At 35.5% G+C, this 24,511-nt stretch carries 30 protein-coding genes, 2 tRNA genes and 2 pseudogenes; 5 read left to right on the forward strand and 29 right to left on the reverse strand.

Annotation, left to right across the window (positions count from 1 at the left end; translation table 11 throughout):
* Positions 1-7: 7 nt before the first annotated feature.
* Together D0T92_RS08950 and D0T92_RS08955 are read left to right on the forward strand one after the other, a co-directional pair.
* Positions 8-98, forward strand: a tRNA-Ser gene (locus D0T92_RS08950).
* A 27-nt stretch (positions 99-125) separates the two neighbouring features.
* A tRNA-Ser gene (locus tag D0T92_RS08955) sits at positions 126-216 on the forward strand.
* Between the two features lie 130 nt (positions 217-346).
* On the opposite strand, the gene D0T92_RS08960 is transcribed toward D0T92_RS08955, so the two are convergent.
* The 8 genes from D0T92_RS08960 to D0T92_RS11425 form a co-directional block, all read right to left on the reverse strand.
* Entirely contained in the window at positions 347-1,945 is a 1,599-nt protein-coding gene (locus D0T92_RS08960) for an MFS transporter (protein ID WP_151052126.1), read from the reverse strand.
* A 241-nt stretch (positions 1,946-2,186) separates the two neighbouring features.
* Entirely contained in the window at positions 2,187-3,089 is a 903-nt protein-coding gene (locus tag D0T92_RS08965) for a pirin family protein (RefSeq protein ID WP_151052128.1), read from the reverse strand.
* Between the two features lie 116 nt (positions 3,090-3,205).
* On the reverse strand, positions 3,206-5,092 hold the full coding sequence (locus D0T92_RS08970) for an amidohydrolase (RefSeq protein ID WP_151052130.1): 1,887 nt from the start codon (positions 5,090-5,092) through the stop codon (positions 3,206-3,208).
* Positions 5,093-5,228: 136 nt separating this feature from the next.
* Positions 5,229-5,477, reverse strand: coding sequence for a DUF1427 family protein (locus D0T92_RS08975; RefSeq protein WP_151052132.1), 249 nt, complete (start codon positions 5,475-5,477; stop codon positions 5,229-5,231).
* 213 nt (positions 5,478-5,690) lie between these two features.
* Complete coding sequence (locus D0T92_RS08980) at positions 5,691-6,377, reverse strand: hydrolase (RefSeq protein WP_151052134.1); 687 nt, start codon at positions 6,375-6,377, stop codon at positions 5,691-5,693.
* A gap of 140 nt (positions 6,378-6,517) precedes the next feature.
* Positions 6,518-7,126: a nitroreductase family protein gene (locus D0T92_RS08985; protein ID WP_151052136.1), complete on the reverse strand. Its 609-nt coding sequence runs from the start codon at positions 7,124-7,126 to the stop codon at positions 6,518-6,520.
* Positions 7,127-7,720: 594 nt separating this feature from the next.
* Complete coding sequence (gene merB, locus D0T92_RS08990; RefSeq protein ID WP_151052138.1) at positions 7,721-8,332, reverse strand: organomercurial lyase; 612 nt, start codon at positions 8,330-8,332, stop codon at positions 7,721-7,723.
* A 942-nt stretch (positions 8,333-9,274) separates the two neighbouring features.
* Entirely contained in the window at positions 9,275-9,421 is a 147-nt protein-coding gene (locus D0T92_RS11425; RefSeq protein ID WP_191963630.1) for a hypothetical protein, read from the reverse strand.
* Between D0T92_RS11425 and D0T92_RS11885 the strand changes: the two genes are divergently transcribed.
* Positions 9,402-9,602 carry a hypothetical protein gene (locus D0T92_RS11885; protein ID WP_191963631.1) on the forward strand — a complete coding sequence of 67 codons (201 nt, stop codon included), beginning with the start codon at positions 9,402-9,404 and terminating at the stop codon, positions 9,600-9,602. The genes D0T92_RS11425 and D0T92_RS11885 overlap by 20 nt on opposite strands.
* 115 nt (positions 9,603-9,717) lie before the next feature.
* Here D0T92_RS11885 and D0T92_RS09000 read toward each other — a convergent pair whose 3' ends face one another.
* From D0T92_RS09000 to D0T92_RS09070, 16 genes and pseudogenes are all read right to left on the reverse strand, one after another.
* The gene (locus tag D0T92_RS09000) at positions 9,718-10,992 is read right to left on the reverse strand and encodes a hypothetical protein (protein WP_151052140.1); all 1,275 of its coding nucleotides are present in this window, start codon (positions 10,990-10,992) and stop codon (positions 9,718-9,720) included.
* 162 nt (positions 10,993-11,154) lie between these two features.
* The gene (locus tag D0T92_RS09005) at positions 11,155-11,424 is read right to left on the reverse strand and encodes a hypothetical protein (protein WP_151052142.1); all 270 of its coding nucleotides are present in this window, start codon (positions 11,422-11,424) and stop codon (positions 11,155-11,157) included.
* Between the two features lies 1 nt (position 11,425).
* A complete protein-coding gene (locus D0T92_RS09010; protein ID WP_151052144.1) occupies positions 11,426-11,704 on the reverse strand; it encodes a hypothetical protein in 279 nt (92 codons plus the stop codon).
* 1,105 nt (positions 11,705-12,809) lie between these two features.
* Positions 12,810-12,992, reverse strand: a complete 183-nt coding sequence (locus D0T92_RS11615; RefSeq protein WP_225315102.1) for an RHS repeat domain-containing protein — start codon at positions 12,990-12,992, stop codon at positions 12,810-12,812.
* 570 nt (positions 12,993-13,562) lie between these two features.
* Complete coding sequence (locus D0T92_RS09020; RefSeq protein WP_151052147.1) at positions 13,563-14,033, reverse strand: hypothetical protein; 471 nt, start codon at positions 14,031-14,033, stop codon at positions 13,563-13,565.
* A 247-nt stretch (positions 14,034-14,280) separates the two neighbouring features.
* Positions 14,281-14,634: a hypothetical protein gene (locus D0T92_RS09025; RefSeq protein WP_151052149.1), complete on the reverse strand. Its 354-nt coding sequence runs from the start codon at positions 14,632-14,634 to the stop codon at positions 14,281-14,283.
* A 104-nt stretch (positions 14,635-14,738) separates the two neighbouring features.
* Positions 14,739-15,257, reverse strand: coding sequence for an RHS domain-containing protein (locus D0T92_RS09030; RefSeq protein WP_225315103.1), 519 nt, complete (start codon positions 15,255-15,257; stop codon positions 14,739-14,741).
* Between the two features lie 677 nt (positions 15,258-15,934).
* A complete protein-coding gene (locus tag D0T92_RS09035; RefSeq protein ID WP_151052153.1) occupies positions 15,935-16,288 on the reverse strand; it encodes a tlde1 domain-containing protein in 354 nt (117 codons plus the stop codon).
* Between the two features lie 7 nt (positions 16,289-16,295).
* Positions 16,296-16,526: a hypothetical protein gene (locus tag D0T92_RS09040; protein WP_151052155.1), complete on the reverse strand. Its 231-nt coding sequence runs from the start codon at positions 16,524-16,526 to the stop codon at positions 16,296-16,298.
* Positions 16,527-16,565: 39 nt separating this feature from the next.
* The gene (locus tag D0T92_RS09045) at positions 16,566-17,102 is read right to left on the reverse strand and encodes an Imm15 family immunity protein (protein WP_151052157.1); all 537 of its coding nucleotides are present in this window, start codon (positions 17,100-17,102) and stop codon (positions 16,566-16,568) included.
* A gap of 139 nt (positions 17,103-17,241) precedes the next feature.
* Positions 17,242-17,544, reverse strand: a complete 303-nt coding sequence (locus D0T92_RS09050; protein WP_151052159.1) for a hypothetical protein — start codon at positions 17,542-17,544, stop codon at positions 17,242-17,244.
* A 35-nt stretch (positions 17,545-17,579) separates the two neighbouring features.
* A complete protein-coding gene (locus tag D0T92_RS11440; RefSeq protein ID WP_191963632.1) occupies positions 17,580-18,080 on the reverse strand; it encodes a hypothetical protein in 501 nt (166 codons plus the stop codon).
* A gap of 21 nt (positions 18,081-18,101) precedes the next feature.
* On the reverse strand, positions 18,102-18,686 hold the full coding sequence (locus D0T92_RS11445; protein ID WP_225315104.1) for an RHS domain-containing protein: 585 nt from the start codon (positions 18,684-18,686) through the stop codon (positions 18,102-18,104).
* An 84-nt stretch (positions 18,687-18,770) separates the two neighbouring features.
* Positions 18,771-19,124, reverse strand: a complete 354-nt coding sequence (locus D0T92_RS09060) for a PAAR-like domain-containing protein (protein WP_225315105.1) — start codon at positions 19,122-19,124, stop codon at positions 18,771-18,773.
* Positions 19,123-19,219: pseudogene (locus D0T92_RS11620) on the reverse strand (IS1595 family transposase); the annotation flags it as partial. The gene D0T92_RS09060 and the pseudogene D0T92_RS11620, both read right to left, overlap by 2 nt.
* 105 nt (positions 19,220-19,324) lie before the next feature.
* Positions 19,325-19,717, reverse strand: a complete 393-nt coding sequence (locus D0T92_RS09070; protein WP_151049489.1) for an ankyrin repeat domain-containing protein — start codon at positions 19,715-19,717, stop codon at positions 19,325-19,327.
* Between the two features lie 221 nt (positions 19,718-19,938).
* Between D0T92_RS09070 and D0T92_RS11450 the strand changes: the two genes are divergently transcribed.
* The gene (locus tag D0T92_RS11450) at positions 19,939-20,142 is read left to right on the forward strand and encodes a hypothetical protein (RefSeq protein ID WP_191963633.1); all 204 of its coding nucleotides are present in this window, start codon (positions 19,939-19,941) and stop codon (positions 20,140-20,142) included.
* A 113-nt stretch (positions 20,143-20,255) separates the two neighbouring features.
* Here D0T92_RS11450 and D0T92_RS09085 read toward each other — a convergent pair whose 3' ends face one another.
* The 3 genes from D0T92_RS09085 to D0T92_RS11630 all read right to left on the reverse strand — a co-directional run bounded on the left by D0T92_RS09085 (position 20,256) and on the right by D0T92_RS11630 (position 21,717).
* Positions 20,256-20,825, reverse strand: a complete 570-nt coding sequence (locus D0T92_RS09085; RefSeq protein WP_151052163.1) for a hypothetical protein — start codon at positions 20,823-20,825, stop codon at positions 20,256-20,258.
* Between the two features lie 121 nt (positions 20,826-20,946).
* Positions 20,947-21,354, reverse strand: coding sequence for a hypothetical protein (locus D0T92_RS11625; protein ID WP_225315106.1), 408 nt, complete (start codon positions 21,352-21,354; stop codon positions 20,947-20,949).
* A 102-nt stretch (positions 21,355-21,456) separates the two neighbouring features.
* Positions 21,457-21,717: a hypothetical protein gene (locus tag D0T92_RS11630; protein ID WP_225315107.1), complete on the reverse strand. Its 261-nt coding sequence runs from the start codon at positions 21,715-21,717 to the stop codon at positions 21,457-21,459.
* Here D0T92_RS11630 and D0T92_RS09095 point away from each other — a divergent pair.
* Positions 21,698-21,939, forward strand: a pseudogene (locus tag D0T92_RS09095) (IS5/IS1182 family transposase); the annotation flags it as partial. The gene D0T92_RS11630 and the pseudogene D0T92_RS09095 overlap by 20 nt on opposite strands.
* Before the next feature lie 1,125 nt (positions 21,940-23,064).
* On the opposite strand, the gene D0T92_RS09100 reads toward D0T92_RS09095, so the two are convergent.
* Entirely contained in the window at positions 23,065-23,361 is a 297-nt protein-coding gene (locus D0T92_RS09100) for a hypothetical protein (RefSeq protein ID WP_151052165.1), read from the reverse strand.
* Between the two features lie 139 nt (positions 23,362-23,500).
* Complete coding sequence (locus D0T92_RS09105; protein ID WP_151052167.1) at positions 23,501-24,505, reverse strand: NAD(P)-dependent oxidoreductase; 1,005 nt, start codon at positions 24,503-24,505, stop codon at positions 23,501-23,503.
* Positions 24,506-24,511 lie beyond the last annotated feature (6 nt).

Raw genomic sequence — 24,511 nt, forward strand, 5'->3', positions numbered from 1 at the left:
AAGAAACGGAAGCGTGGCAGAGCGGTTTAATGCAACGGTCTTGAAAACCGTCGAGGGTTGATAGCCCTCCGTGAGTTCGAATCTCACCGCTTCCGCCAATCTTGATTGCTGTTATTTTATGTTATGGAAGCGTGGCAGAGCGGTTTAATGCAACGGTCTTGAAAACCGTCGAGGGTTGATAGCCCTCCGTGAGTTCGAATCTCACCGCTTCCGCCAGATATCAAAAAATCCCAAGAAATTAAATCTTGGGATTTTTCTTTCCTGCTTAAAATTTTCAAAATCAATGCTTTTCCTATAAAAAGCAGCCGGACTGCTATATAAACGCCCGGCTGTTTTAATATAAATATTAGCGTTTTCCGCAAGAAACAAAGTGGCGGACTTTCGGCGGCGTATCGCCACGATGAAAACGCTTAACCGCTTCTTGAATATCCGCATCACTTTTCGAAACGCGATGATGCTGGCGCATATGCTCCGCCCAAGATTCAACCAAAAACCATTCCAACATTAAGGAAGTATCGGAAGTATCCTCGCTCACACCCCATTGGTATGCACCATCACGACGACGCTCCGCAGAAAGCATTTTAATCGTTTCCAAAAATGCTTCCCGCTCTTCAGGATCAATACGGTATTCGATTTGAACGAGCACGGGGCCGCGGTCATGAGCCACCGGAGTAACAGTCAAAGGTATATCCCAATGATTGGAAGGAGAAAGGTCATCTTCACCTTTCGGCAATTTAACACGATGTGCCATCAATGCCACTACAATTAATAATACGGCACCGACAATCAACGTCATCGAAATACCGATAAAAGAAGCCACACTGCCCCACACCAAGCTGCCTATAGTCATCGCACCATTAAAAACGGTTAAATAAACAGCCAGCGATCGCCCCCGCACCCAATTGGGCAGAATACTTTGTGCTACGCTGTTTAAAGTTGTTAGGGCTGTAATCCAAGCCACACCTAAAGCCAATGATGCAACAATGCCAACCCATTGTGGTGGATATACCGCAAACACAACCATAGTCAATGAAACAATAACCGCCGATGCAACCATCAGGCCGTCTGAATCCAAACGACGACGAATATGAGGCATAATAACGGCACCGATAATGGCACCAACACCAATGGCACCCAACACAATACCGTAGAAACCTGCACCACCATTCAAAAGCTCTTTTGCTATCAAAGGCAATAACGACCATCCCGAACTGACAATCGCAAAAAATATAAATGTTCTAAACAATACAATATGAAGTTCACGGCTGGCACGAACATACCGCAACCCTGCTCTAAATGCACCGCCAAACTGCTCCGACAACTCATCCCGTTCAACTTTCGGCCGCTTCCACCATAACAAAGCACTGATTACAAAAACATAACTTAATACATCAGCACCATAAGCAAAAGCAGCGCCCGCTCCTGCCAAAATCAAACCACCAAGCGCAGGGCCGATAGCACGCGCAATATTAATACCGAGTGAATTTAATGCAACAGCTCCCTTTAAATCTTTTCTATCCACCAATTCGGGAACAATAGCCTGCCATGTCGGGCCCATTAATGCTGCACCGATACCACCTAAAAAAGTAAATAAAATTAATGAGGTGACTGACTGCATACCACTGGCTGAGAGCAACATCAAACTAACGCTGACGCCTGCCAACAATAATTGGATACCGATTAAAAATTTACGGCGATCCAAAATATCCGAAAGTACGCCTGCGGGAATAGCGAGCAAAAATATCGGTAAAGTTGCGGCAGCCTGCACCATGGCTACTGCCGCAGGTGAGGGAGAAAGGTCTGTCATTAACCATGAGCTGGCCACATCACGGATAAAACTACCGGTATTCCCCATAATGGTAGCTATCCACAAGACAAGAAACAGCTTTTGCCGTAACGGCGCAAAACTACCTACATTTTTATTTTGAGATGTATTTTCAGTCATAAGTTTGAGATTAAAAATAATTTATTGAAAGACGCCTATATCATTAAGCTTAAGCTGCAATATGTTAAATGCTAAAAATACATTTCTTATTGATACATTGATTAATTTCAAGCCGTCTGAAAAGTTTGAATATAGTGTGCGTATATAAAATATTTAAAATAATATTTACTTATTCATCAAGCAAATATAGTTTTCATATAATGAACCGCTAAAAATTTTAGCGGTTCATATTAGTCTAATATTATGATCGTAAAGAATCAGGTGCTTCGGGTGAAACCAAACGTGTTAATGGAGTACCTGTTAAGTCGATATCGCCAAAGCGCGGATGTTTATTATTCCAATCGGCAACCCCTTTTCTTAAAGACTCAGGGTTGTCACCGATAAAATTCCACCAGAATATCGTTTTATGAGGCAATGGCTCGCCACCAATTAAAATAATATGCGAACCAGCTTCAGCCTGAATACGAATCACATCACCCTCTTGGGTTTCACTAAATACCAATAATTCTTCAGGGGCTACTTGCTCATCATTACCTTGAACCTGCCCTTTAATCACGAAAATGCCATATTCCCAACCGGAGTGAACAGGCACTTCGATGGTTTGAGCATCATTAAAATTAATATCCACCCCAACCAACGGGCTATGCTGTTTCGTAGGTGCGGTATGACCGTCAAAAGTACCGGTTGTCACAATATAATCGACACCATCTTTGCTCCACTGCGGCAATTCCTCATAATGATCGAAGCCCGGCTCAATTTCTTTATTCAGCGGCAAAGCAATCCAAAATTGCACCGCATGCATTGATTTTTCACCTTCAACAGATTGTTCGGTATGGCTGATGCCCCGATTGTCGCCGGTTCCGGCAGTCATCAGGCTAACCTGTTTTGGCGATACCATCTGACGGTGACCCAAACTGTCCTGATGCCACTGATGACCATCTAACATCCAAGTAAATGTTTGCAGGTTGATATGTGGGTGCGCGCCTACTTGCATACCTGCATCATCGGGACCGAATTCGGCAGGGCCGATATGGTCAAGAAAACACCAAGCGCCAACAGTACGGCGACTTCTTTGTGGTAGCAAACGAGTAACCGGAATACCACCGACATCTTTTACCTGAGCAGCAAATTTTTCAATATTCATGATTTGAATTCCTTATTATTTATTATTAATAATTAAAAGTATTAATGAGTTATCGGGTTTATAAAGGCCGCTTGAACATACATTCAGACGGCCGCTGAACATTATCCTATAAGCTTTTACACGGCCCAGCAAGAACAGCCTAAAGCACCAAAAAATCCTTGTAAATCAGATACCGGTGCATTAGAAGCCCAAGCACGAGCATGGTCATGGCCGTGTAATCCGCATGCACTGGCACAGCCACAAGAGGCAATCGCCTGCTGACGCATCGGCGCAAGTGAGTTTTTACCTGCACCTTTAGGATCGCCCCAAGCAGCATACCCACGGTATTTATTAACCGGAGACCAGTCAGGCATAGCAGGTGGCAACGGCGTATCAAAGTCGGCAAAAATACCGGCCCCGTATACAATACGACCGCCAACCACTGTTAAATCCGAAGTCATGAAAGGAATTTCATCTTCCGGAACGCTGAAAAAGTCTTTATTCGGCACAATCATATCTGCCAAATGTCCGACCTCAATACGGCCGCGGCTACCTTCTTCATTTGAGAACCAGGTTACATTCTCAGTCCACATACGTAAAGCAGTTTCACGGTCAAGCAGATTGGCTTGCGGATAAAGCTTCATCCCGCCCACGGTTTTACCGCTAATCAACCATGCCAAGGATACCCACGGATTATAGGAAGCTACACGTGTCGCATCCGTACCGGCAGAAACTTTTACACCACTCTCTAAAATTCGTTTCACGGGCGGCGTATTGGCTGCAGCGGCAGTACCATAACGCTCAGCAAAATATTCACCTTGATAAGCCATACGGTGCTGAACCGCAACGCCGCCACCTAAAGCGGCAATACGGTCAATCGATTTTTGCGAAATGGTTTCCGCATGGTCAAAGAACCAGTTAATACCTTCCAACGGAATATCACGGTTAACTTTTTCAAACACATCCAATGAGCGGCTAATGGTTTCATCATAAGTGGCATGTAAACGCCAAGGCCATTTATTTTCCGCCAGAATACGGACAACCTCTTCCAACTCACCTTCCATTTGCGGCGGCATTTCAGGACGCGGTTGGCGGAAATCTTCAAAATCGGCAGCAGAATACACCAACATTTCACCGGCACCGTTATGTCTGAAATAATCATCGCCTTGTTTATACTTAACCGAAGAAGTCCAATTTAGAAAATCCTCTTTCTCTTCTTTTGGTTTTTGTGTAAACAAGTTATAAGCAATGCGCACGGTTAATTGATTTTCATCGGCCAATTTTTGAATCACTTCATAATCATCCGGGTAGTTTTGAGAACCACCACCCGCATCAATAATACCCGTCACACCCAAGCGGTTTAACTCCCGCATGAAATGACGGGTTGAATTCACCTGATAGTCAAACGGTAGTTTCGGGCCTTTGGCCAAAGTTGCATATAAAATAGAAGCATTTGGTTTGGCCAACAATAAACCTATCGGGTTGCCGTTGCTATCCCGTTTAATCTCACCGCCCGGAGGTTCGGGGGTATCTTTCGTGTAGCCGACCACACGTAAAGCAGCAGCATTCAATAAGGCACGATCATACAAATGGAGGATAAAAACCGGTGTATCCGGAGCAATCGCATTGATTTCTTCCAATGTAGGCAATCGTTTCTCAATAAACTGATGCTCAGTAAAACCGCCGACGACACGAACCCATTGCGGTGCAGGTGTCATATCCACTTGCGCTTTGAGCATAGCCATTGCATCCGCCAAAGAGCGCACGCCATCCCAACGCAATTCCATATTATAGTTAAGACCACCCCGAATAACATGGGTATGGTTATCAAACAAACCAGGTAAAACACTGCGACCTTGTAGGTTTACAATACGCGTCGCATCTCCGGCTAAAGGCAAAATATCCTGATCGGTGCCAACAGCAGTAAAACGGCCGTCTTTAATAGCAACTGCCGTAGCCGTAGGCTGACCGCGGTTTAATGTTGTGATATCAGCATTATGAAAAATAATATCGGGCGCTGTCATAAATATTCCTTTCTAGTCTGAACGACTTTAACAATGGTAGCGGCCATGGTTAAATAACTTACATCAATATCTAGACACCACAGCCCTAGCAGTCTATTACCTATAAATAATAGGCAAAATCCAAACCCATTTATATTTAATGCTCTTCGGTAGATTGAGCTTTATTTTGTTCTTGACCACTCTCTACCATAGTTCCACTAACTACAGCAGTAGTCTCTTGCTTAGAAAACAATTGTTTTGCAAAAGGAACAGCCTGTTCACCAATCAACATACCCAAAAGCCCAATCAATGCTACTACCGGTGGTGCAGGTGAACGTACATTCAATAATCCGTAAAGTATGCCTGCCAATATGCCGACAGCCAGTGAAACCAAATAGAGTTTCATAATCTTTCCTACTCATTGAAATGTGTAATATTTAAATTATTTTTTAATAAAATTAAAATATTATCGTTTCAATTACAAACCTCAAAATTACAGATTGGCAATATCCGAAATATAAACTTTATTAAAAAATAAACCCAACCGCCTATTTAACTTTATATAGGTAAGTTAAATCATGCCAAGTTGGGTTTATCACTATATGCTAATTTTTACAGCTTATTTATTGGCAGGATTCGGGCCAATTCGTTCTCCATGTTGTACACGTTCCGGTGCTTTATGTACCATAGTATAAGCATAGTCCACACCCATACCGTATGCACCTGAATGTTCTCTTACAACATCCATGACTGCATCATAAGTGCCTTTACGCGCCCAGTCACGTTGCCATTCGAGCAATACTTGTTGCCAAGTAACTGGAACAACACCCGCTTGAACCATACGGTCCATTGCATATTTGTGTGCTTCTACAGAAGTGCCGCCTGATGCATCAGCAACCATATAAATTTCATAGTCACCTTCCAACATTGCGCACAACGCAAAAGAAAGATTACATACTTCAGTCCATAAACCGGCAACAACTACTTTTTTGCGGCCATTTTTTGCTAAAGCATCGCGTACATTTTGATCATCCCAAGAATTCATTGAAGTACGCTCAAGAATTTTGTGCTCAGGGAAAACAGCAAGCAATTCAGGATAAGTATGGCCTGAGAAGCCTTCTGTTTCTACGGTAGTGATGGTAGTCGGAATATTGAAAATTTTAGCTGATTTCGCCAAAGCAACCACATTATTTTTCAATACCTGACGATCGATGGATTGAACACCAAATGCCATTTGAGGTTGATGATCAATAATGATCAATTGACTGTTTTCTGGTGTTAAAAGCTCTAGATATTTTTTTGACATTATAAAACTCCTTAATATGATGTGAGCATAAGTATTAAAAACAAAAACAGCAATAATAATGTAAGCTTAGTTACTCCTTAACATATATTATTGCTGTTTTGGCCGGACCGCCTTATGTCAGCCCTAATATAAAAAATAGATTACAGACCGTAAACTTTTAAACGTTCTTCTACAGGAGCAAATGCTTTTTCACCTGCAGGGGCACTAATACCACCGAATACCAGTTGTGCACGTAATGTCCAGTTTGCAGGAACATTCCAAGCTTTAGCTACTTCTTCATCGATTACCGGATTGTAGTGTTGCAAGTTACCACCGATATTAGCAGCAGCTAATGTTGACCATACGGCATATTGATGCATTGCATTGGTATGCTCAGACCAAATCGGGAAGTTGGCAGCATAAGCAGCAAATTGTTCTTGCAAGCCTTCAACAACGTTTTTATCTTCGAAAAATAATACGCTACCGGCAGCAGCCTTAAACATATTCAATTTATCTTCAGTAGGTTGAAAGTTTTCAGCAGGTACGATTTTACGCAATTCTGAAATAGCGATATCCCATAGCTTTTCATGTTCTGCACCAAACAATACGACAACACGAGTTGATTGTGAGTTGAAAGCAGAAGGTGTATGTTTTACTGCATGCTCAATAACTTGTGCTACCTCTTGCTTGCTTACAGGCAAGTTTTTATTCAAAGCATAAACGGAGCGACGAGTTTCTGCAGCTTGTTGTAATGTTTGTACTAAAGACATCTTTGTTTCCTTTATTTCAGTTGTTTCAGGTTGAGTAGAATTTTGTCCGAGATTTCTCAGACAGTTTAAAATTTTTGAAAACATTTTATTTCATAATTCCTATTGTAAATTTAATTACTTGTTTTCTTTTTAATGATAATGGTAAAAATATCAACACCATTACCTACATAATTTCGAGTCATAACATTTTTGATTGTTATCTAAATTTTAATAAATTAGATTGACCATGGGTTGCATTATAAATATGTTTTACCACCCGTCAAAGCGCAAACAAGAAAATCAGTATCAACTACAACGAAATAATGATGATAAATTATAACAAATTATAAAACAGGAATTGAAACAAGTAACTACCCTACTCTAAATTAGGGTAGTTAGAAATTATTAAAGTAGTTAGACATTCTTATAAAAGCAGAACATCAGTTTATAATATTTATAAATTTTTTTGAAAAATCATATAGTAAACAAATTTTGATCATTAATACCCCAAATAAGTAAAAAATTATAGGGATAAAAAATTAATATATTTAACAAACAGTTAAACTATATTCTAATCAAATAAGAAAATAGTATATATTAGGTCATCAGCCAAATCTAACGTGCAAAAAGCATCCAAGCTACTTTATTAGCAGTCTCCAAATCTAGGGCAAACGTTCTTTGTCCATGACTATGCGTGCCTTGCCAAGCATCTAACTGCTCAGTGCAGGAGAAAAAATGCATCAGATTGCAGCAACTGCAAGACCAATCATGATTATTTTCCAAATCTGTATGTAATACATGAATATCACTACCACCTTCTAATACTTCAACACATCCAGCATGCATAGAAAGTACTATTTTATCGCCACATGATTCACATTCGCTTTCAATACGGATATCTTCACCAAAAGCATAATGAAATCCTAAAGCATCAATTGCACACATAGCATAAGCTTCACGACCATCGGAAAAAATAACCCTTTTGTTAGTAGCAAGCCCAGAAACCGGATAAGCTGCTACCACAGAATCATTAGATAAAGCCAATATATTACGTGCAGCCAAATTATGAAGTATTTCACGATCAGGTGCATTGGCAAGCGGATAGGCATTGCGGCTGGCAATCATCGCCTGCATCACGTTTTCCCGCACAATATTTTCTTCTGCCGATAATCGTACCACCATAGGACGCGTAAAATAGTCACGGATAGAAACAGCTTGTTGCATCATAACCCTCTAAAAATGAAATGTTATAACAATAACACTATTATATTTCATTGAGGTATCAAAATAAACAATATTATTTGCACTAACTATTTTAAAAACAATGCTATATCTATTTTAGTTAAGTTCAACTTTTCATCCTTCTCCATCTTTTTCCTTGTTTTTTGCTGTTTTGGAAGGTTTTTTCATCTCGTATTTCCATTTTTTCTTTTTTATAAGTTTTATTTTTTAATAGTACTAGTAGGGTTAATTAAATCAATAATCTCGCTTGTATACGAACCAACATCATATAATAAAGATCCATCATCTATATTTTCACCTATACCAAAACAGTCTCGTATAGCTTTTGTTGTTCCTATAAACATATTATCACTTAGAGCCGCACCATAATTGATAATATCCTCCCTGACTTATCCATCAATTAAACAACCTCACATAAATTCTGAAAAGGTATCATCATTACCTCTAGGTAAATTAGGTAAATCAAATAACCCTAAAACATCAGTATAACCATTTATATTAAATATAAATTGATAAAAATTATTCCCCCATTTAATTTACCAAACCACAATAAATTCCCGTCTTTATTAGTCATCTCGCACAGAATACCGATTTGATTGCAGTGGAAGTAGTTAATATCTTGGTAGCTTTCTCCTTCTTCGTTTGTCTAATTGCGGATTTGTGCTAAGGGCTCGTAAGAATTTTAGTCGGTGTAGACATAGGTATAGCTTCCGTTTGCGTCAACTTTCTGTAATAGGTGACTGCCATCCCAAATAAATTCGGTTTTCAGACAGGCATTATTTTCGGTATGCCTGTCTGAGACGTCCGCCCGCTCTTTGCCAATTCTTTTACCAAGGCGTCGTAGCTATAAACCCAAGTCTCTTTTTCCTGTTTGGGTTTGAAGATTTCCACTTTCACCAGTTGGTCATGCAGATCATAGAAATAGTCCTATATTTCGCTGTCGGCTAGTTCGTGCTGGATTAGATTATCTAAGTCGTCGTAGTAATAGCTGATGCCGTTGTAGGTTTTGAGGCGGTTGTCGGTAATCTTATCTTTGAGGCCGTCAAAGGATATTGTGGGTAGGGTCGAAAGCAAAAGTTTCTTTGTCGGCTTAGGTGATTCGGCCGAGTCGGTCGTATTCGAATTGTGTTACGCCGCTTCTTTGGTCGCTGCTATGAATGAGGCTGCCGGTTTTATCATAGCCGTAACTGCGTTGGACGGCAGTATGACCCGCAGCGGTTTTTCCTTTGCCTTTGGGTCGGGTAACGGCATTTAATTCGGCGATTTGTTTTTTCAGACGGCCGGATGAGTGCTAAGAAAAGCGTACGTGCCATTTGGGCGCGTACGCTACTCTTTGGATAGATATTTCTATGTAGGCTACGGCTTATTACTTAGTTAGCTTCTGCTTTATTTTTTAAAACCGGAAAATACTTTGTATTCCAATAAAATATAACAATATCATCAGTATTGACAGATCTCCCCATCATAATAATAACCCCGTTATTCTTAAATAAGGCTATTTCATTTTTATGCTTTTCCATAAATTCCCTTTGATTTTCAAAGGTAGTTTTTCCATTATTCAAAGCTTCAAATTCAGCCAGATCAAATGCTTCATAAGGTGAATAGTGACTATTCAACTCTTTCTTTATTTGATCAAATAAATCATATTTCAGCCCGAAAATCGAAACATTTTGCAGAATATCGGTTGAATCATCAAACTGTAAAGCAGCTATTAACTTATTAGGCAAATTTAATGCATATGCATTAGGCATTTGTACTACTTTATTGCCATAAGTAATATAAGAACTCTCTGCCTTTATTAATTCAGGGTATTTGGATAATGCTTCTTTGACAGTAGCTTTGCCTATAACCAATCCAAAAGGGGCGACTTCTTCCTGAGAAGACCGGATAACATCTGCCAAAATCGCACGAGCTTTAGCTCCGGCTATATTAGCTTCTGCTTTATTTTTTAAAACCGGAAAATACTTTGTATTCCTATAAGAAATAATAATATCATCAGTATTGACAGATTTCCCAATTATAATAATAACCCCATTATTCTTAAATAATGCTATTTCATTTTTATGCTTTTCCAGAAATTCCCTTTGGTTTTCAAAAGTAGTTTCTTCATTACCTAAAGCTTCAAATTCAGCCAGATTAAATGTTTTATAAGGTAAATATTGACTATTCAATTCTTTCTTTATTTGATCAAATGAATCATATTTCAGCCCGAAAATCGAAACATTTTGTAGAATATCGGTTGAATCATCAAACTGTAAAGCAGCTATTAACTTATCAGAAAGGCGTAATGCATATGTGTTAGGCATTTGTACTACTTCATTGCCATAAGTAACATAAGAACTCTCTGCTTTTATTAATTCAGGGTGTTTGGATAATGCTTCTTTGACAGTAGCTTTGCCTATAACCAATCCAAAAGGGGTGACTTCTTCCTGAGAAGACCGGATAACATCTGCTAAAATCGCACGATCTTTATTAGCTCCGGCTATCATTTTGGTATCTATATTGCCATCTGTAGGCTGACAAGCCATTGTTGTCAATAACAACGTTAAAGCCATTAACTTTTTTGTGTAGATATAAATCATCAAACCCATTTCTTTCTTTGTTACAAACAGAATATGTTGCACACCGTCCCAAGCTAACTCCACCACCGCCACCAATTAAACCATTTACATTATAGGTATTACTTGCCTTTATATTTTTGGTTGATGTGGCAATTCATTTTTTATACGGCCTAATGAGTGCCAAGGAAAGCGTATATACCCAAAAGATATGATACCCTACGCATTGAATAAATATTTTTATGTAGACTACAGCTTGCTAAGTATATATTCTTTAAAAAAGATATATATCTCAGCTAAAATTAACAACCAAAAAGAAAATCTTAATGAATATAAGATAAAATCTTTTTCTGGTTTATATTTTGTTGGTAAGCAAAATAAAACACTAATAGAATAAATAATAAATTCATAATTTATTTTAATAAAATTACCAGATACTTTATTTTTATCATAGAAAAAATAAAGTAATATCAAATATGCAATTACTGCTTCAAATAATCTGATTGTTTTCTCATCCATATTAATATTTCTTGTTATGCTTTTTATTTTGCCTTCTGTGAGTATTATTCTTTTTATTTAAGTCAAGTTGAATATGTAAAATAAAAGAGGCCAATAGTAAAGATTCAAAGATGATATTGAAAATTAAGTACATAAATCTACCAATACCAAACTCTTCAATAAAAATATCTCTTTTCCAACCACAATTACCATTAATTAAGCAATCGTAAGAATCATAGAAATTCCATAAAGTCCCTACAATGAATATGATAGTTTCTTTAGTTAATAAAAATTTAAGCATATATATCTCTTTATTTGATCCCAATAAACTAGTTTGCTTCATGGAGCATATAATCGATTGCTTTATCTCTGACCTTACCTTTGGTAAGATTTTTAGTTTCTTGGGATATAACTTTCTTAAGATTAGCTTTTGATTTTTTAACCCTTTGAGCCCTTGTCTTCTTAGTTGTTTTTGATAATTTTTTCATCTTAAATTTCAAATATTTAGCTTTTTATACACATTTATAAGCAGTAGAAACTTTTTTGCGAGGATTATTAATTAAGTCGGACATTTCTTCTAATTAGTGCCGACGTCATAAGCAGTGGACTTAGTCACACCTCCATCAATATGAAAAAAGAATGTGTTTTTTTAGTCATCTCCAGTGAAATATTGTTACTAAATCCAGCGGCATCATCTACTAGCCATTATGGTAAAGAATTTTTCTGATACTTTATTCGATAATATTGAGTTCGCTCTTTTTTAGATTACTTATAAAAAATAGTGGTTTAATGTATACATATTTTATATGAAATATATAAAAATATATTAAGAATCCAAAAACCTAATAAAAAATAATTTACAAATATGTATGTAAATATAAGTTTAAATTCCAAACCATTAAAACCGTTGATTAAAAAAACTATTAAATAAGAAACAAGAAATAAAGCAAAAGGATATATATATAAATATATTTTTTTATTTCCTATAAAAACTACCCTCGTTAACCAAAATAATATGGTGAATAATCCATAAAGCATATAAAAACTTGAGTGAGATACTGTTTTAGAATATAAATTAAACCAACCGGGATATGCGTATAGTATAATAAAAATAATATAAAAAATTAAATCATACTTAGTTTGTTTGTTAAAAAATCTCATTATTTTTTTCTTAACTTTATCAAGGAATTTCCTAAAGATTTAGGATTGTAATAAGTATAAATATTTAAATATACCAGTTAATCTTCTTAATACATTACTTGCACTAATAATACATAAATTTCCCATGGTACCTCCTATATTTATCATTATTCTTCCTGCTTCACTATCAGACAGAGGAAATCGATGTAAAATACCTTAGAACCAATCCAAGAGGATCAATAAACTTCATTGGTTGGGTTGTATAGTTATATAAAGCAATCCCTCCCTGCCAACCCAATCGGATCCTGATGCACAAACTGCCCACAATCCAGCTCATAATACCTAAAAAAGTTGTAATATAACTCCGTTTCAGTATCACAATACTGATTCTGTAGTCTAAACGGTTGATGGATATTAATGATATTGGTTTCGCTCTTCAACTTACCCAAACCGTAATAATCACCAAATCAAAGCAATCTGCCGTCTTTATCTGTCATCTCTCGCGAAATACTGATTTGGTCTCAATGGAACCAGTTGATTTCTTGGTTTGGTAGCTTTTCCCCTTTTTCATTTGTCCAATTGCAGATTTGTGCCAAGGACCCATAGCTGTCCATATCAGTAAGATATAAGTATAGGTATAGGCCTTCCCTTTGCATAAACTTTCTGTATCAGTCAGCTGCAGTCCCAAATAAAGTCGGTTTTATCTTCGAAGCCGTCTGAAAGAATATTGTGGTACTACTTCGTTGGTCACTGCTGTAAATGAGATTACCGGTTTTGTCTTAGCCGTAGCTGCGTTTAACAGCAGTATAACCCGCATCAGTTTTGTTTTTACCTTTAGGTTGGGTAACAGCATCTAATTCGGTGATTTGTTTTTTTCAGACGGCCTAGGAGCCAAGTTCATAAAGCCTGATGAGCTTGCCCTATTTGATATTAGTTTGAAAGATGGCAGATAAAATTTTCTTAAATCATCATAACTTACCATTATTTTTTCATGACTAGCAATAAATGATTTTAGTTAATTAGATATTATGGCGCATTATAGTTTCTGTACATTCTACTCCAGAATCTATAGAACTTCTTATGAATATATATTTTATGGTATTTTTGTTATATGTTTTATAAACCAAATAGTGATTACCTTCTTTATCAAAAAAACAAAATATCTTTATATTCTTATCATTTACCTTAATTTTTAATGGTATTTTGTATTTAAAAAAATTATTTCTTCCCAATTCTGTTGTATTGAATAATGGATATATATTTTTATTGGTCTCAAATATTAATATCATCTCATTAGTTTCCACATTGGTTATTAATTTTATATTATGACTATCAATTGGCAATTCATCAAAAAACCATGAGAATGCTTCTGAGTTCTCAAAATCATGAAATGATGAAAATTGATAATCTTTAGTTGATGAAAAATTTAAAAATAAAATGGAACCAAACAAAATAAATATAAACAATAAAATAATTTTTGAATATTTCACAGATATCCTTTTTTCTTAAGAAACTTTTTTATTTCAATATGTTTTGGACTTAAAAATCTTTCACATCTCCGTGCATATGTCTGATTACTAAGATATTTAAAGCCATACTCATTAACAGCTAAATATTTTTCTGAATCAGCTTTCATATCTGATATTGATAATTTTTTTACTCTATATAATCCAATAATTCAAATATATTTTTTTGAAGTATCTCCATACTCTTTTCTTTTTCCCGAATCTATAATTTTTATTTAGTTAGTCTTATTTTATTAATTAGCAATGCAATTAATTCATCTAGATTATTATTATTTTTATCTACATTTAAACCTGAATTAATACAAAAATTCATAAGCAATTTAGAAATATAATCTTTTTTATTGACAATAGGGAAATGCAACGATATTTCTACTGTTTCTTGTATGTATGGAAAATAGAAAAAAAACTTTTTTATTTTTTTTCTATTTAATTTTAATAACCTCCCACTAGCATCAAATGCCTCATATGAATCAATATCGTCTGGTTCCAAATATGATTCCGCATCAGAAACATTCGCAAAAAAACTAATATCACCATTATCATTTATAATAATTGGTACTTTCATCAAAACCTATCCCTCCAAGTTTTATCTGTTATTTTTTCTCCCAAAGACGGGCGCGATCTATTCTTTGCCTCAGACGTGCCTGGCCATTAGATTGAATACCACCCCTATGATAATGAGGAAATTTTCCTATCGGATGTTTCTTCATTACAATACTGGTTTTGCAATCTAAACGGCTGATGTACTCCGGCAATATTGGTTTCACTCTTTAGCTTACCCCAACCGTAATAATCCCCAAACCAAAGCAGCTTGCCGCCTTTATCTGTCATCTCATGAGGAATGCCGATTTGGTCGCAGTGGAAATAGTTGGTTTCTTGGTGGCTTTCCCCTTCTTCGTTTGTCCAATTACGGATTTGAGCCAAAGGTTCATAAGCATCTTTGTCGGTATAGATATAGGTGTACAGGCCGTCTGAACGGGTTTCCTGTATTAGATGACTGCCGTCCCAAGTGAAGTCGGTTTTATCTTCTAAGCCGTCTGAAACTTCGCCTTTGTTTTTCAGACGGCCTTTGCCAACTCTTCTGCCTAGTGCGTCGTAGTTATAAGCCCAAGTCTTTTTTTCCTGTTCGGGTTTAAAGATTTCCACTTTAACCAGTTGGTCGTGCAAATCATAGAAATAGTTCGGCACTTCGCCGTCGGTCAGTTCCCTATGAATCAGATTGCCTAAGTCGTCGTAATAGCTGATGCCGTTATAGGTTTTAAGGCGGTTGTCGGTTACAGGGGTGAAGCCATCTGAAACGGTTTGGCCATTGGTGGACAGGATATTGTTCGCAGGGTCGAAAGCGAACAGTTCGTTGCCCTTGTCAGATTTTCCTCTTTTATTTATTTTGCTTAAAATATTTTTGGTTTAAAATTTTCATATATTTTTCTCCATAAATACACTTTATAGATTTGTTGGGGTTTAATTTTATTTATACTTTATATATTTTAAAATATATTATTTTATTTCTTTATTTTTTCTAGTTCATTTTCTAAAAACTTTTTACTATTGGGAGATAAGTCATAATATTCTAAAGCCAATTTAATCATTTTTTCTTTTTCAATATTATTGAAACTATTTAAATATGAATATGCTTTTCAGGAGAATCTATATTAAATTTTTATCTAAATATATTTCAAATAACATTTTTTTTGATTTAGGGAAAATGCCTTTATATTTTCTAATTTATTAATTGAATTTTCAATGTTTCCATATTTTAACTCAACGATAGCCTGTTCATATTTATTATTTAAACAAATTAAAAGCCGGTTAAAATATAAAACATATAATCAAAAGAAAAGAAATGATTAATAAAATCTTTTTCATTATTCTATAACCTTTAAAATATTATCATAACCTGAAGCGATTTCTTGATTCAAAAAATTTATCATATTATTAAATTGATTTTGGCACTTTCCTTCATCTTTAGCTACTGTTATACAGCCATGAGAAACCGTTCTTAAATGCAAATTTGCCCACGCTCTTTTAATACCTAAATAATGAGCCAAAGAATCTAATTTACTCCAATTAAGTTCTTGAAATGCATACCATCCAGGTCTATTATCATTAGGTTTCATGGTAAATATTCCCGGCCAAATAGGTCCGTAATCTTGGACATCGGCTGAAGCGGGGTTATTCTTATGTTCATTGCGCCCAGAATGAATACAATCGGCATCAATAAAATTACTAAGATTGGGTGTATTCGAACTTTGTTACGCCGCTTCTTTGATCGCTGCTGTGAATCAGATTGCGGGTTTTATCATAGCCGTAGCTGCGTTGGACGGCGATTTGGACAGATGTATAACCCACCCCTACTTTTTTACCTTTGGGCTGAGTAACAGCATCTAATTCGGCGATTTGATTTTTCAGACGGCCTGATGAGTGCAAAAAAAGCGTGCGTGCCCAAAAGGCACACACCTCACGCTTTGAATAGAAATTCCATCAAAATACAATTATTTAATTTTCGTTATATAAAAAGAAAAATCTTTTAATTTTAGAGCCAAATTGGTCAGTCCAACTTTCAAGGTAAACATCCATAATTTGAATGAGATTTAAATCCGTTAGCGTTTTTTTTATGATAGGATAGTTTTCCAAATTAATAATAGCTTTCTTTTTAATTTTATTTTTAATGTCAAATTGCTTCTCTTTTCTTGTAACCCAAAAAGATGGCATATAAAAACCAAACTCACTTACACCTGAATATACCTCATCATTTTCATCGTCAGTATAAGTTAAACAAATAAAAAAATTAGCAAACTCTTCCGGGGTTAGTTTATTTTTTGCATATAACACCACACTGTTTAAATGTGCCAAAGCCAAATTAAATAAAAAAGTATTTAAATCTTCTCTATTTATATTATTTTTTAATATTTTTTTTACTGTAGGGTATCCGTGTATCAAAGGTGGTTCTTCAAATGTCTCATAATCAAAAAGAAGTTCTTCAAACTGAATGGATGAATCTTTAAAAATTTTCGCAATTTTTTTGGTTAACATTTATTTCACTTTCTATATATTTCAATTACTTACCATCTATGTATTCCAGCCATGACAAAATAAAAAATCTTTTAGCCTAACTTGTTTGCTAATCTACGTCAGCCCCTAAAAGATAAATACTAATATTTACTAATCTACATCACTCCCAAATAATTTTAGCTATCAAACCAAATACAAACATATGTAATATAAAATAATGTAATCCATATTTTACTACATAAAATCGAAAATCTTTTTCTATATTTATAGTAGATTTATTACTTATAATCCCCCAAAGAAACTTGTTTACTTCTTTCTTTTTAAAAATGAAAAAATCTGTAATAGAATTAATAATTTTATACTTTTTACAAAGATAAAAAGCACAATACCAATTAAAAAATACATAGGGCATATAAGACCAATATATTATGTTATCTATTAACGTAAAATCTTTTATATTCATATAATTATTCTGTAAATTAAACTTATGCAATTTGATTATTGGTGTTTTTCTGTATGTTGTAAAGCAGAACCCATAAGATCAAAAGTTTTTTGATATCCAATATTGGCAGTTACCCCTCCGCCCAAACCGCCTCCTATTTTTGTCGTAGTATAAGGTTTTTGATTTTTCTTTAAAGTGGAGCCAAAACATGCTCCACCCGATCCAAAGAACTTGGCTGTCCCACATACTTCGCTGTAGAAACCGTCATCTTTTTTACCCGCTAAAGGTACAGATTTACTAACTCCAATTTCAGCTCCCGCTCCTGCTGTTAGCGCAATACTACAGCTTAATTTTCCTTCCCCTGCATATTCTAAACTACCATTAAAACCAAATCCCAGAGCTATAGTTCCTTCTACATTTATTCCTGCAAATTTTTCATCCAATTTTTGGAGGAAAATTTTACCCTCTAAGCCTAATGGGTCTGTCCAAGTTTGTATTGCATACCCTAGTCTGTATACATTATTTCCACCCCATAACCCAATCGGATCCTGATTCACAAACCGACCACAGTCCGGCTCTTAATACCTAAAGAAGTTATAATGCAACCCCGTTTCGGTATCGCAATACTGGTTTTGCAACCTAAACGGCTGATGCGTTCCGGTAATATTGGTTTCACTCTTTAGCTTACCCCAACCAAAGTAATCACCAAACCACAATAAATTCCCGTCTTTATCGGTCATCTCACGTGGAATGCCGATTTGGTCGCAGTGGAAATAATTGGTTTCTTGGTGGCTTTCCCCTTCTTCGTTTGTCCAATTACGAATCTGTGCCAAAGGTTCGTAAGAATCTTTATCGGTATAGATATAAGTGTACAGGCCGTCTGAACGGGTTTCCTGTATCAGGTGGCTGCCGTCCCAAATAAAGTCGGTTTTATCTTCTAAGCCGTCTGAAACTTCTTGGCCGTTTTTCAGACGGCCTTTGCCGGTTCTTCTGCCTAGTGCGTCATAGCTATAAACCCAAGTCTCTTTTTCCGGTTCGCGGTGAATCAGGTTGCCTAAGTCGTCGTAGTAATAGCTGATGCCGTTGTAGGTTTTGAGGCGGTTGCCGGCAACCTTATCTGTTTGGCCGTCCGAAAGAATATTGTGAACGGGGGTCGAAGGCAAAGGTTTCTTTGTCGGCTGGGGTGATTCGACCGAGTCGATCGTATTCGAATTGTGTTACGCCGCTTCTTTGGTCGCTGCTGTGAATCAGATTACTGGTTTTGTCATAGCCGTAACTGCGTTTGACGGCGGTATAACCAGCAGCGGTTTTGTTTTTGCCTTACAGAAAATACAGAGTTTGGGCGGTAACCGCTTTTTAAACTTGCCGTTCATATGGAACATATCGCCAGTACGGATAATATAGCGCTTGCGGATTTTAACCGAAGAAGAATGTATCATCGGCCAGGCTGTTTTGCGGACGGTGCGGGAAACAACACCTTTACGGATACCGGGCCGGTCGCCGTAGGTATTAGGAGGCTTTGCTAGTATTGAAAACAAAAGTGGGTTTACGGTTGATTTTAACGTCTTTAGTAATGGTTTTATCTCAGCCCAAATCGGCAATATCGGCAGCCAAACGTGCTGTTACTTCCAGTACAAAATATTCAAGCAGTTTTCTTTGGATACTCTTTATCTAATTTACAGCAGATTATCTTCATTTTAGAAGTCTATTATGACTGCTAACTCTATATTATTTTCTAAATTTGTATTTAAGATGTTGTGGAACTCACTTTGCAACTAGGGTTTCTTACTAGGTTATTGTGTTATTTATGTTTTTTTCTTTTAAAATTATTTAGTAGTTTTACTATCATATCTTTATTTTCACTTGATGAGTTAATTGCAATTTTAATGGCATTTTCTCCAAATTCATTTTGGATATTTTTGTTAGCGCCATTATCAAGGAGTAATCTCACCATTTCTATATTTCCAAACATGCATGCATAATGTAGTGGCGTATATCCTAAATCACCCTTAATATCAATCAATGCTCCATTTTGAAGAAATATAAGAGCATCGTTTAAATAATTATTTCTGGCTGCAATATGTAAGACTGTGTCATCCATGCCTCCTACTTGATTGATATCTTCAATAGATACACCCAAAAAATCAGGATGTATTTCATATCTTTTTAAAATATTTGATAGTTCTTTTTCCATTTATAGCACCTATAACTGTAAATTTATAAATTGAATATTTTAGATTTTATTTCTTACTAGTGGCGCAATTTTTCTTATGCTCATTTTTTAGATTATTTAATCTGTTTTTATATTCTTGTATTTTTTGAGTATGCCTACCAGGTAGCCATTTTTTATCCCATTCTTCATAAAGATTAATACATTTTTTCGCATGTTCAATTTGATTGTGCAAAAAGGATATTGTGAGCGGAGTCAAAGGTTTCTTTGTCGGCTTTGGTGATTCGGCCGAGTTTGTCGTATTCGAATTGTGTTATGTCGCTTCTTTAGTCTCTGCTGTGAATGAGGTTACCGGTTTTATCGTAGCCGTAGCTGCGTTTGACGGCGGTTTGGGCGGATGTATAACCCGTCCAAACTGTTTTGCCTTTGGGTTGGGCAACGGCATTTAATGCAGCGATTTGTTTTTTCAGACGGCCGGATGAATGCTAAGAAAAGCATGCGTACCCAAAGGGCACAACACCCTACACTTGAATAGATATATTTATGCAGGTTACGGCTTGCTTTAAAGTTTATTGAAAAATAATTTAATATTCTCTTGTATTGAACTTGGTAATCTTTTAAATTCATTACTATTTTGATAACTTAATAGGGCAAAATATATCATATCCATACATTTATCATTTGATATATTTTTTGTAAGTATATTTTTTTCTAAACTTTCTATAAAATGTAAACGTTCATCTTTATTTATTAATAAATGATTAATAATAAATCTTCCTACTTCACAAGCTGGAGAAATATGGTAATCATTAATACTTGAGAGAATAATATTTACTAATTCATTTCTTTTAGTTTTATGTATATTTGAAAAATCTAGTTCTGATACTTCTAGATTTAGTATGAAATCAAAAAATCCTTTATTTTTTATAAAAAATTTATTATTAAACATATTTCTTATAAAGGAAAAAGATTTACTATTCACTAAATAAGGAAGTTTTTCTGTAGTTAAATTAACTGCAACATATTCAAGTAAACTTTCTAAGTCATCTAAATGTTGCTCTAAATATTCAATAATAACATCATCACTTAGTTTATTGAATGATATAACATCAAGTTTTTTAATATCTTGCATTATATTCTCCGTAACAAAATAATATTTTCTAATTTACTAGCATTAATTTTTTAATTTTACATATAAGTCATATAATTACATTGCAGCTGCTCCAGCCAAGCCTCCGCCACCAAGCTCAACACTACACAACCCTGCAGTTGCATATATGCAGACCCCCAACTAATGCAGCGGTACCAACTACTCCTATAACCATTAGTGTATTAAATGAATTTGAATTATTTGAACACTTTGTATTAGGCAAAGGTGGGGGTGGCGGTTGATCTTCACAATTATCTTGAAGCCACTTTTGATGCTTCTGTAATGCTAGTTTAATATCTTCAATTGCTTTCAAGTGCCCTTCTACTGATTCTCTGTGAGCCATTCCAGGCTCATGCTTAAAAGGCAAATTCTGTCTATTAATTCTAACCTCATCTAGTTTTCCTTTTAATTCTCTTTTTACCGAATTAAATTTTCTTCTTTTTTGAACACACACTTGATGATTATAAGGTAATTTCTTTTTTGCTAATCCGAATAAATCAACCCATCTCATAACATTCAAAGCAAATTGATAGAAATTATTTCTCCCACTTAATTTAATCGGATCCTAATTCAAAAGTCGCCCAAAATTCGGTTCATAATAATGGAAGAAATTTTAATGCAAGTCCCTTTCAGTAGCACAATACTGGTTTTGCAACCTAAACGGCTGATGAGCATTAGTGATATTGGTCTCTTCCTCATATGTATAAACCCAAGTCTCTTTTTCCTGTTCGGGTTTAAAGATTTCCACTTTAACCAATTGATCATACAGATCATAGAAATAGTTCTGTATTTCGCTGTCGGTCAGTTTGCGCTGGATCAGGTTGCCTAAGTCGTCGTAGTAATAGCTGATACTGTTGTTGGCAGGTATTACCAAAGAGACAACCGTTTATGCGGATAAAGGTTACGACAGTGCGGAAAACAGAAAACATTTGGAAGAACATGAGTAGAACAGAGTTTCGGTACGCTGCACCGTAAATTCCGCTATGCCCGGACAGCTTACTTCGGGCTGGATAAAGTAGCGCAAAGCCATCTGAAAGCGATATGTCTGAACTTATTGAAAGCGGCCAACAGGCTACGTGCGCCTATTGCTGCCTAAAAGGCGGCCGGATGCCTATTAATTAGGCATCTGAGGAGTAATAAAGGGGATATTGCGGTTTAAAACAGTCGAAATCTTGTGTTTGGAGTTCGGCTTTCTGTTAAAGGACTATTTCACAAAGGCCTCTTACTGTTTTGCCTTTAATACGGTTTAACTCTACCCAAGCATCTCTAGGACAATCGTTATACATATGTTTTAAATTTTCCCATTGTTCTACATTGCACCTTCCTGTTTCAAAATATTTGCTTGCTTCTATATGAAATGCCATATTGGTGCGAATGGATACCAAAAACGAACAAGATGGGCGGATATCTAATCCACCCCTACACTTTAAATCATTATGCTATACAGATTCCGGTTTGATTTTACTAAAACGATAAATAATTTTGATGAATAACCATGCCAATAAGAACTCTCCTACCTGAATTATCCAATAAGGCCATTCGGGGTAGACATGAGCTAAGCATACTTCAACAAAAAAATGATAAAATATCACTATCAATATAGATAATATTGAGAAGAATTTAATAAAGAAACCTTTTTGCTCATAAAAAATACTATTGACCTTATATGTATAAATAAGTGGTACCAATCCGGGGGATAAAATAAGAAAAATAATGAGTTGTAAAATCAAGGGTACTTTTTGATTAGATAAGTTAGTATCGAAATAAGCTGATGCAGACATTATTAAAAAAAAAGTATAAACAATCAATGCCGATAAAAATGGCATCCATCTGATAGAATATTTTATTTTGATATGCATTGTCTAAAAAAACTCTTTGGAAACATTTATCGGTGTATAATCTTTAGGAACGGGGTTAGGCAATTTTTCTTGAGGCCGTAAATTACCCTAGGTCGGGCAAAGGTCTCATTCTTTGAAAAAGATATATCTCTCAGCTAAAATTAATAACCAAAAAGAAAATCTTAATGAATATAAAATAAATTTTTTCATATGGATATTTTGTTGGGAGGCCAAGTAATACTTTAATAGAATAAATAATAAATTCATAATTTATTTTAACAAAACTACCAAGTAATTTATTTGTATCATAGAAAAAAATAAAGTTATATTGGATATAATATAATTACTCCAAATAGTTCAGTTATTTTTTGTATTTATCCATATTAATTTTTCATATTTTTGTTTTCATATTTTTGTTTTCTTATATTTATTTTTTTATGAATATTTTTGTTTTCCTCTAAGTCATATTTTATATGAATAATAAAAAAAGTTAAAAGCATAGCTTGAAAAATAATATTAAAAATAAAATACATTAATCTTAAAATATTAAATTCTTCAATATAAATCTCTCTCCTCCAACCACAGTTACCATTAATCAAGCAATCATAAGAATCATATAAATTCCATAAAGTCCCTAAAATAAACATGATTGTTTCTTTGGTTAGTAAAAATTTAAGCATATATACCTTATTAGGTGGCTGCCGTCCCAAATAAAGTCGGTTTTATTCTCTAGGCCGTCTGAAACTTCTTGGCTATCTGAAAATTCGCCATTGTTTTTCAGGCGGCCTTTGCCGATTCTTTTTTTGTATATGAAGCCTGTTAATCCAATATTAATTCTTCTTCGACTTCTTCACCCAATAAAATACGTCTGACACCATCAATCGCTATATGAACGAGGTTTTCTAATGCCGTATTGGTATGAAAAGCCACATGCGGAGAATAAAGAATCCGATTATGTTTCAGCAGTCTCAAAAACACCTTATCAGTAATATCTTCAAGTGCTACTTTTTTATTGATATACGGACCTTCAAACTCGTAAGTGTCAATCGCTGCTGCCCTGATTTGATTGTTATCAAGGGCATCTAATAAGGCTTCCGTATCTACCAAACTTCCTCTCGCTGTATTGATTAAAATAAGATTATTTTTAGCCCGTTCAAATAATGCTTTGTTAAACAAATGATAATTTTCTTCTGTTGCCGGAGCATGAAGGGAAATAATATCTGATTGTTCCACTAATTCTTCAACGCTTGAAACGTAAGTTAAAATATTTTCTGCTTCCTTATTGGGGTATAAATCATAACCGATCACGTTAGCGCCCGTATTTTTGAATAACTGGGCGGTTTGACGGCCTATATGGCCTGTCCCGATAATACCGACTGTTTTATCTCTAATTTCTGTACTGGTAATAGATTTTTTTAGAACAAAGTCTCCTTCTTTAACATTGTTTTGAATAATATCGATATCTCTTGAAAAATACATACTGCTGGCAAAAGCAAATTCCGAAATAGCAAACGGGGAATAAACGGGCACTCTGACAAAGCGAATGCCTAATTCTTTTAACAACTTCAAGTTATACATATCAAAACCGGCCGAGCGTGTGGCAAAAACTTTAATGCCCTCCTCTTTCATTAAACGATAAGCTGCTTCGGGAATCTCTGCCACTTGGACAACGATAATACCGTCATAGCCCTCTTTGATATAGGACATGGTTTCTTCCGTTATATCATCATTATAGATATCCAATTCGATTTCCGGATGTTGCTTTTGATAGGAGGCAATCGCTTCTTTTTCATCTTCTCTTGCATTAAATAAAATAAATTTCATTTCATT

It is taken from the genome of Neisseria zalophi, assembly GCF_008807015.1.
Taxonomy (GTDB): Bacteria; Pseudomonadota; Gammaproteobacteria; order Burkholderiales; family Neisseriaceae; genus Neisseria; species Neisseria zalophi.

What these genes read in the sequence shown, in the direction of transcription:
- merB (WP_151052138.1), bottom strand. Translation starts at nt 8,332, where the DNA reads ATGATGCAACAAGCTGTTTCTATCCGTGACTATTTTACGCGTCCTATG.
- D0T92_RS09100 (WP_151052165.1), bottom strand. Translation starts at nt 23,361, where the DNA reads ATGCTTAAATTTTTACTAACCAAAGAAACAATCATGTTTATTTTAGGG.
- D0T92_RS09085 (WP_151052163.1), bottom strand. Translation starts at nt 20,825, where the DNA reads ATGCAAGATATTAAAAAACTTGATGTTATATCATTCAATAAACTAAGT.
- D0T92_RS08960 (WP_151052126.1), bottom strand. Translation starts at nt 1,945, where the DNA reads ATGACTGAAAATACATCTCAAAATAAAAATGTAGGTAGTTTTGCGCCG.
- D0T92_RS09010 (WP_151052144.1), bottom strand. Translation starts at nt 11,704, where the DNA reads ATGCTTAAATTTTTATTAACTAAAGAAACTATCATATTCATTGTAGGG.
- D0T92_RS09070 (WP_151049489.1), bottom strand. Translation starts at nt 19,717, where the DNA reads ATGGAAAAAGAACTATCAAATATTTTAAAAAGATATGAAATACATCCT.
- D0T92_RS09105 (WP_151052167.1), bottom strand. Translation starts at nt 24,505, where the DNA reads ATGAAATTTATTTTATTTAATGCAAGAGAAGATGAAAAAGAAGCGATT.
- D0T92_RS09025 (WP_151052149.1), bottom strand. Translation starts at nt 14,634, where the DNA reads ATGAAAGTACCAATTATTATAAATGATAATGGTGATATTAGTTTTTTT.
- D0T92_RS09005 (WP_151052142.1), bottom strand. Translation starts at nt 11,424, where the DNA reads ATGGATGAGAAAACAATCAGATTATTTGAAGCAGTAATTGCATATTTG.
- D0T92_RS08975 (WP_151052132.1), bottom strand. Translation starts at nt 5,477, where the DNA reads ATGAAACTCTATTTGGTTTCACTGGCTGTCGGCATATTGGCAGGCATA.
- D0T92_RS08970 (WP_151052130.1), bottom strand. Translation starts at nt 5,092, where the DNA reads ATGACAGCGCCCGATATTATTTTTCATAATGCTGATATCACAACATTA.
- D0T92_RS08980 (WP_151052134.1), bottom strand. Translation starts at nt 6,377, where the DNA reads ATGTCAAAAAAATATCTAGAGCTTTTAACACCAGAAAACAGTCAATTG.
- D0T92_RS08965 (WP_151052128.1), bottom strand. Translation starts at nt 3,089, where the DNA reads ATGAATATTGAAAAATTTGCTGCTCAGGTAAAAGATGTCGGTGGTATT.
- D0T92_RS11625 (WP_225315106.1), bottom strand. Translation starts at nt 21,354, where the DNA reads ATGAGATGGGTTGATTTATTCGGATTAGCAAAAAAGAAATTACCTTAT.
- D0T92_RS08985 (WP_151052136.1), bottom strand. Translation starts at nt 7,126, where the DNA reads ATGTCTTTAGTACAAACATTACAACAAGCTGCAGAAACTCGTCGCTCC.
- D0T92_RS09050 (WP_151052159.1), bottom strand. Translation starts at nt 17,544, where the DNA reads ATGAATATAAAAGATTTTACGTTAATAGATAACATAATATATTGGTCT.
- D0T92_RS09045 (WP_151052157.1), bottom strand. Translation starts at nt 17,102, where the DNA reads ATGTTAACCAAAAAAATTGCGAAAATTTTTAAAGATTCATCCATTCAG.